Origin of the sequence: Rhodococcus sp. OK519, assembly GCF_003051005.1 — a bacterium.
GTDB lineage: Bacteria > Actinomycetota > Actinomycetes > Mycobacteriales > Mycobacteriaceae > Prescottella.
The window spans coordinates 83,813-91,352 of sequence record NZ_QAOW01000011.1; the positions used below are offsets into that span (position 1 = coordinate 83,813).

Genomic DNA, 7,540 nt, shown 5'->3' on the forward strand with positions numbered 1-7,540 from the left:
CACGCCGGTTCCCTCAGCCGCCCAGCCAATTCTTGGTGCGCCCCGGATGGTTGGTGGCCACCCAGCTGACCCCGAGTTCCCTGCACAGCGCCACGTCCTCGTGGTCGTCGACCGTCCAGCAGTAGGTGGCGCGGCCCGCTGCGGCGGCCTTGTCGACGATCTCGGGGTGCTCGCGCAGCGTCTTGATCGACGGGCCCACCGCGGTGGCGCCGACGGTGGTGGCGGCACCGCCCCCGAGGTAACGGGACGCGTCGCCCAGCAGGACCGTGGGGAGCAGCGGCGCCGCTCGGCGGATCCGCCACACCGCGCTCGCCGCGAACGACATCACGACCGCCCGCGAGTGGTCCGCGGACGCGGGGGCGGCCAGGCCGAAGCGGGCCAGTTCCGCGAGCACCTTGCTCTCGACCAGACCGCCGTAGCGGACGGGATGCTTGGTCTCGATGAACAGCTTGGTGGGCCGCGACGTCCAGTCGAGGACCAGCGTGATGAGGTCCGCCAGGGTGAGCAGCCCGGCCGGCTCGTCGCCGTGGCCGTAATCGAATTCACCGAGCGAGCTCAGCGTCATCTCGCTGACCACGCCGCTCCCGGACGACGTGCGGTCGACCCGCCGATCGTGGACGCACACGAGGTGGCCGTCACGGGTGAGCCGGACGTCGCATTCGAGGCCGTCGGCGCCCTCGGCGAGCGCCAGTTCGTAGGCGGCGAGGGTGTGTTCGGGACGGGAGGCGGAGGCGCCGCGGTGTGCGACGACCAGCGGTCCACGACGATCGGGGCTCATCCCGCCATCGCCTCCTCCGGCCGGGACGCGTTGATCCACCGCGTGACGCGGTGTGGCCGTCCGAGTAGGTCGCGTCCGTCGAACCGCCGGATCACGAGCAGTGCCAGTAGGGCGGTGACGAGTCCGACGGCCGCCGTGATCGCCGACAGCACCACGCCGTCGGCGCGGGCCTGCAGCGAATCCTGGTTACGCCACAGCACGTTGGCCACCACGAGGATGCCCCCGGCGATCCAGGACGTCCACCAGAGCCGGACCGCGCGCCGCAGGCGTCGATCACCGTCCACGATCTCGGTGAGGTACACGCCGGGCATCACGAGGTTGAGTCCGGGGAGCAGGACGCCCACGAGCAACTCGCGCAGCGAGCGGGGGTCGGCGAGACCGCGTTCGGCGAACACGCGGGCCCGTTCGACGCGCAGGCGGCACGCAACCGCGAACGCTGCAGCGACGGCGACGAGCGGCGCGGACAGCTGGGTCGACCACACCATCGCGTCGGAGATCGCGAGGGTGAGCGGGTCGACGAGACGGACGCGGTTGAACACGAGGAGCCCGTACCGGAAGCACTCGGCCACGGTCGCGAGACCGAACACGAGGGCCGCGCATGCGAGCAGCGTCGGGGCGAGATCGGCGACCACCTCGGTGCGACCGACACGCTCGTCGCGCTCCTCGGGCGGCGGATCGAGGAGCCCCCACCGCGGGATGTACCGGTATCGCGGGGTGGGCCCGCGCGAGGCGCGACCGCGGCGCCGAACCTCGGGCGGATAGGGGCTGCGCGCCACCCAGCGGAAGTTGCGTCCCGACGGCGGCGCCGGACGGCGGGTGTCGACGGGAGAGAGAAGGACGCCCTGGCAGCGCGGGCACCACTGCGCGGGTGCACCGGCCACCGGCCACTGCGACGCGCACCGAGCGCACACCTGGACGACGGTCATCTAGAAGATCTTCGCCGTGCCGGGGTCGCCGTCCGAGGTGAGCGGTAGGCCCGCGACCTGCCACGCGACCATGCCGCCGTCGACGTGATAGGCGTCGAACCCCACCGAGTTGAGGAACTCGACGGCGACGATCGAGCGCCCGCCCTGTCGGCAGACGACGTACACCTCGGCGTCGATGTCGATCTCGTCCATCCGAGCGGGCAGATCGACGAGCGCAATGTGCTGCGCCGTGGGCGCATGGCCGAGCGCCCACTCGTCGTCCTCACGCACGTCCAACAGCACGACGGTCTCATCGGATTCCACCGGGAGATCCGTCAGGTGAACGGTAGGAACGTGCGGAGTGGTCACACCGTCGATTCTGGCACGGCCCCCGTCGAAAGAGGCGCGTCCGGCGTTACGCGACAACGTGGTTCGTGACCGGACCGAGACTGTAGCGCAGATCACACTACCGAAATGAGTGTTCAAATGTGACCTGCGCCACTTGCACTGGCGAGTTATCCACAGTTTCCACAGGTTCATCCACAGTTTTGGGTGGTCGTCGCGGACGTCATCCACAGGTCAAGGCCGTGCTGTGAGTGAGTTGCTGACAACTTGTGCACCGAGAGACTCGCGGCCATCCACAGCCTGTGTGGACCACCCCCCCTGCGGACGGCCGCGAGCAGGCACGGACCGGAACTCCCCCACCGGGACGCGTGCCCACGTCCCGGACCCTGAGTCCCGGCCCGGCCCTCCCCCCTCGTCGGGACGCTCCCATCCCGACATCTGATCTGACGCGGGGGCACGCGATTCGGTTCCCACGAATCCGTCCCGACTCCGACGCACGTCACACTCGCAGGTGGGGCACAGTGGACTGCATGGACCTGAGAATCTTCACCGAACCGCAGCAGGGTGCGACCTACGACGATCTCCTCGCGGTGGCGAAGGCCGCAGAACAGTTCGGATACGACGCCTTCTTCCGGTCCGACCACTACCTCGCCATGAACGTCGACGGCCTGCCCGGCCCCACCGACGCGTGGATCACCCTCGCGGGACTGGCCCGCGACACGTCGACGATCCGCCTCGGCACGCTCGTCACGTCGGCGACGTTCCGCTACCCCGGCCCGCTCGCGATCTCGGTCGCGCAGGTCGACGCGATGAGCGGCGGCCGGATCGAACTCGGACTCGGCGCCGGCTGGTTCGCGGAGGAGCACAGCGCGTACGGCATCCCGTTCCCGCCGCTCGGTGAGCGCTTCGACCGCCTCGAGGAATCGCTTGCGGTCATCACCGGACTGTGGGGGACGCCGGTGGGGCAGACGTTCACCCACGAGGGCGCGCACTTCCCCATCGTCGACTCACCCGCGCTCCCCAAGCCGGTCCAGTCGCCGCGCCCGCCGATCGTGATGGGCGGCATGGGCAAGCGCCGTACCCCCGCAATGGCGGCCCGCTACGCCGACGAGTTCAACCTGCCGTTCGTCTCGATCGACGACACCGTCGCGCAGTTCGGACGCGTTCGGGAGGCATGCCGGTCCGCGGATCGCGACCCCGAGTCGCTCGTCTACTCCAATGCGCTGGTGCTGTGCTGCGGCCGGACCGACGAGGAGATCGCCCGGCGCGCGGCGAAGATCGGCCGCGAGGTCGACGAACTTCGGGAGAACGGACTGGCGGGAAGCCCGGCCGAACTCGTCGACAAGATCGGCCGCTACCGCGAGGTCGGCACGCAGCGGGTGTACCTGCAAATGCTCGATCTCGCCGACCTCGCCCACATCGAACTGGTCGCGTCGGAGGTCGTCCCGCAGCTCGGCTGAGCCGACAAACGAACGCCCGACCAACAACTTCACAAATCGGACATGCCAACGGCGACAGTGCGTTTGCGTTCCCGAAGCTCGATATCGAAGTGCACCCCCGGCGCGACCGCGGGTGCACTTCGCCGTTTCGTCACCTCCCCGAAAACTAGTGTTCCGTTCAACGGGAGGTCTATCTGTGATCGCGTCCGCACCATCTGTAATGGGCGTCACATCGTGTGACTCGGACCACACATCGCAGAAAGGCGTTACATGTCAGGAACTCTCGGCACCGCGGCCACCAGCCCGCGGGCCGTCTTCGGAAGCGGCTGGAACCCACGGCTCGTGCTGTCGCTGGTCTCGATCGCTCTCGTCCTCGAGATCGTCTCTCTCAGTTCGACGATGGCTGCGGTCGCGATGATGCCGATCGGCGAACATTTCCAGACGGACCAGGTCGCTTGGGTGACGACGGCCTACCTGCTGGCCGCCGCAGTAGCCTGCCCGCTGGCCGGCAAGCTCGCCGACATTCACGGTAAGCGCAAAGTGTTCCTGATCTGTATGGCCATCGCCGCCGTCGGCGCCCTGATGTCCGCGGCCGCACCCAATTTCCTGGTCCTCGTGATCGGCCGCGGCCTGTTCGGCGTCCTCATCGCCTGCATGTTCCTGGGCTTCTCTCTCATGCGAGACGTCTTCCCGCCCAACACCCTCGCGCTCGCGGTCAGCATCGCGGCCGGCGGCATGGGCCTGATGACGATCCCGGCACCGTTCATCACCGGCGTGCTGGTCGACGCGTGGGGCTTCCGCTCCCTCTTCTGGTTCCTGCTGATCTCCCTCGCGGTGCTCGCCCCGCTGGTCATGCTCACCACTCCCGAGTCGCCCGTCCGTAACAACGCACGCCTCGACTACCTCGGTGGCGCACTCCTCGGTGGCGGCCTCGCCGCGATCCTGGCCGGCATCAGCTTCGGCCCCTCGTGGGGATGGACCGACGGCGGAACCCTGCTGCTGATCCTCGGCGGCTTCGCGCTCATTGCGATCTGGGTCCCGATCGCACTGCGCACCACCGACCCGATCGTCGACCTGCGGTTCTTCCGTCACGGCCCGATGCTCCGCATCTGTCTGTCGGCCGGCCTCGCCTACGGCACCATCTCGCTGTACGCGACGCTCATCCCGATGATGTGCATGACGCCGTCCGCGCTCGGCCTCGGCTACGGCTTCGGCGTGGACGCCAAGGGTGTCGGCCTGCTCCAGATCCCGATGGGCGTCGGCAGCGTCGTCGCCGGCATCGCCGTCGGACGCATCCTCCGCACCAAGTTCCCGACCCTCACACTCGCCGGTGGCGCTGCGCTGATGCTGGTCGCGTCCGTGGTCACCTCTTTCTGGCACGTCGGCAAGGTCGAGGTCCTCTTCGGCATCCTGCTCTTCGGCCTCGGCATGGGCGCCACCACAGCCTCCATCCCGAACCTGGTGATCGCCTCGGTGCCGCCGTCGGTCCAGGCATCGATGTCGAGCATGGTGCAGGCGTCGCAGACCCTGATCGCGTCGGTCCTACCGGTCATCGCGTTCGCGGTCCTCAACTCCAACGTCGCCACCGTCGTCGGGGGCTACGGCTTCTACACGGACGGCAGCTTCGGCATCGCCTACCTGATCTCGGCTGCGTCGTCGCTACTCGCCATCGTCGTGGTCCTGTCGCTGCACCGCCGCCGCAAGGCGATCGCGGAGCAGGTCGCAGCGGACTCCGCTTCGGACACTGCTGACCGAGAGCCGGTGACCGCAGCCTGATCGCTGCACGCGTGGGGCCGGTGCCGTTTCGGCACCGGCCCCACGTCGCGTTCTGTGCCCGTTCGCTGTTCGTCGACTCTGATCGAAAAGCTCAGGCGCCCAATCCAACCGGGCAGCTGACCCCCGTCGCGTGCACGGGGCAGTAGCCGCCGGGGTTCTTTGCCAGGTACTGCTGGTGATAATCCTCGGCGTAGTAGAAGGTGTCGAGCGGCGCTATTTCCGTGGTGATCTCGCCGTAGCCTGCAGCGGCCAGACGCTTGCCGAACGCCTCCGCGGTGGCCCGCGCCGCCGCTGCCTGCTCGTCCGAATCGGTGTAGATAACCGAGCGGTACTGGGTGCCGTGATCGTTGCCCTGACGCATGCCCTGCGTCGGGTCGTGGTTCTCCCAGAACTGCTTGAGAATGCCCTCGTACGAGATCTTCTCCGGATCGAACACCACCAACACCACCTCGGTGTGCCCCGTGCGGCCCGAGCAGACCTCTTCGTAGGTGGGGTTGGGCGTGTAGCCGCCCGCGTAGCCGACGGCGGTGGAGTGGACGCCGTCCAGCTCCCAGAATTCCTTCTCCGCGCCCCAGAAGCAGCCCATACCCACGACGACGGACTGCATGCCGTCCGGGAACGGGGGCTTCAACGGGTGTCCGTTGACGTAGTGGGCGTCGGGCACCGACATCGGGGTCTCGCGTCCCGGCAGCGCCTGATCCGGTGTAACCATCACGGATTTCGTTCCGGCGCGGGCGACGAGGTCATCGAACCAAGACATAGGACGATGCTACGCGCGGTCGCGTGTCGCCACCGGGTCGTCGGCCTGTTCGGCGCTCGAGTCGGGGCGCCTGGTGCGCCCGGTCAGCCACCGTGCGGCGGGCACCTCGACCCACCTGTACAGCACCTCCGACACCAGCGCCGTGACGACCAGGAACACGACGACCGCACCGGTCCGGCCCAACGGCCCCACCGCGTTCTCGTACACCCGGTACAGGATCAGGGTGTGGACGAGATAGATCGCGTAGCTACGTGTCGCGGTCCAGCGGATCACAGCCCAGCGCGTCGGGCTGCCGCGCCACCGTCCGAGCGCCACCACCAGCACCGTCACCGCGGTGATCGTCCACAGGTAGCGGTCGCCCGCCCAGTACACCCGAACTTCGGTCGCGAGACGGATCACCTCGATCTGCGCGAGAACGCCGACGATGATCCATCGCCAGTTCGACAGCCGGGCCCACCACAGGTACATCAGCTGACCGAGGAACACTGCCGGCAGCGTCGCCGCCACCTTCGACAGCATCGGCACCGTGTACGGGTGCGGCGCATAGAGGTTGTAGAGCAACACCAGCGCGCAGACCGCCGCGCCGACGAGCGGGACGGCGACGGGACGCGTCCGGAGCACGGGCCGCATCGCGACGCAGTACAGGTAGAACAGCATCTGCACGACCAGCGTCCAAGCGACCCCCAGGACCGCGACCTCGGGCTTGAGGAAGAACCCGCCGAGCACGAAACTGAGCGCGGCCTCCCCATTCGAGACGCCTGGTTGTCCGCTGAACATGCCGTTGACACCCGCGCGGACCAGCAGGATCGCGGCCGCGATGGCGACCCAGAATGCCGGGAGCAGTCGACCGATCCGGTCGAGCAGGAACCGGCCTGGCGAGTGTCGGATCGCAGACCGGGTGATGACCGCACCGGTCAGCATCATGAAGATCGCGACGCCGACGAACGAGAGGTGCTGATTGAGGCCCAACCCCTCGACGAACACGGCGTAGACGCCGTCGATCAGCCACCAACCGTCGCCGAGATCGTCGATGAGATAGAAGGAAATGTGCGAATAGACGACGGCGAGCACCGCGATCGCACGTAGGAGATTCGCCCCTGTCAGTTCCACACGTGGCGCCCGCGAGGCCCCCGAGGATGGAGCGGGCGTCACGGAAGGCACCGCTCGATATTAGTGTTCCGTTCACGTCACGTTCCAATTTCAGCCGTCGACCGTAATGTCCGGCACACCGAGAATCCCCCAGTTTCAGGGTGCCCTAACTTTTTTGTGAGGGCATTCCCACCTGAGCGGTCTGCTTGCGCACGGTGTACCAATGAGATTGGGTTAATCCCGCGCACGATTCACGAACTCACACGTCAGGGCGTCACGCCCGCGAAGAAGGGATTCACGTGTCTGTCTACACGCTGCCCGATCTGCCCTACGACTACGCCGCCCTCGAGCCCCACATCTCCGGCAAGATCATGGAACTCCACCACGACAAGCACCACGCCGCCTACGTCGCCGGCGCCAACGCCGCCCTCGACAAGCTCGCCGAACT

7 protein-coding genes and 1 pseudogene are annotated in these 7,540 nt (G+C 67.8%); 3 read left to right on the forward strand and 5 right to left on the reverse strand.

Annotated elements, in window-relative coordinates:
* Positions 1-13: 13 nt before the first annotated feature.
* The 3 genes from C8K36_RS22505 to C8K36_RS22515 are packed head-to-tail and all read right to left on the reverse strand — an operon-like array spanning position 14 to position 2,052.
* Entirely contained in the window at positions 14-778 is a 765-nt protein-coding gene (locus C8K36_RS22505) for a glycerophosphodiester phosphodiesterase (protein ID WP_107987177.1), read from the reverse strand.
* Positions 775-1,704: a DUF4328 domain-containing protein gene (locus C8K36_RS22510; protein WP_107987179.1), complete on the reverse strand. Its 930-nt coding sequence runs from the start codon at positions 1,702-1,704 to the stop codon at positions 775-777. The genes C8K36_RS22505 and C8K36_RS22510 overlap by 4 nt, the downstream gene beginning before the upstream one ends.
* Positions 1,705-2,052, reverse strand: a complete 348-nt coding sequence (locus C8K36_RS22515; RefSeq protein ID WP_107987181.1) for a rhodanese-like domain-containing protein — start codon at positions 2,050-2,052, stop codon at positions 1,705-1,707. It lies immediately after the preceding gene.
* A gap of 506 nt (positions 2,053-2,558) precedes the next feature.
* Here C8K36_RS22515 and C8K36_RS22520 point away from each other — a divergent pair.
* Both C8K36_RS22520 and C8K36_RS22525 read left to right on the forward strand, forming a co-directional pair.
* Entirely contained in the window at positions 2,559-3,488 is a 930-nt protein-coding gene (locus C8K36_RS22520) for an LLM class F420-dependent oxidoreductase (RefSeq protein ID WP_107987209.1), read from the forward strand.
* A 249-nt stretch (positions 3,489-3,737) separates the two neighbouring features.
* Entirely contained in the window at positions 3,738-5,243 is a 1,506-nt protein-coding gene (locus tag C8K36_RS22525) for an MFS transporter (RefSeq protein ID WP_107987183.1), read from the forward strand.
* Between the two features lie 91 nt (positions 5,244-5,334).
* On the opposite strand, the gene msrA is transcribed toward C8K36_RS22525, so the two are convergent.
* Together msrA and C8K36_RS22535 are read right to left on the reverse strand one after the other, a co-directional pair.
* Entirely contained in the window at positions 5,335-6,003 is a 669-nt protein-coding gene (gene msrA / locus C8K36_RS22530; protein WP_107987185.1) for a peptide-methionine (S)-S-oxide reductase MsrA, read from the reverse strand.
* Between the two features lie 9 nt (positions 6,004-6,012).
* Positions 6,013-7,113, reverse strand: coding sequence for an acyltransferase family protein (locus C8K36_RS22535; RefSeq protein WP_258195557.1), 1,101 nt, complete (start codon positions 7,111-7,113; stop codon positions 6,013-6,015).
* 278 nt (positions 7,114-7,391) lie between these two features.
* Here C8K36_RS22535 and C8K36_RS22540 point away from each other — a divergent pair.
* Positions 7,392-7,540, forward strand: a pseudogene (locus C8K36_RS22540) (superoxide dismutase); the annotation flags it as partial.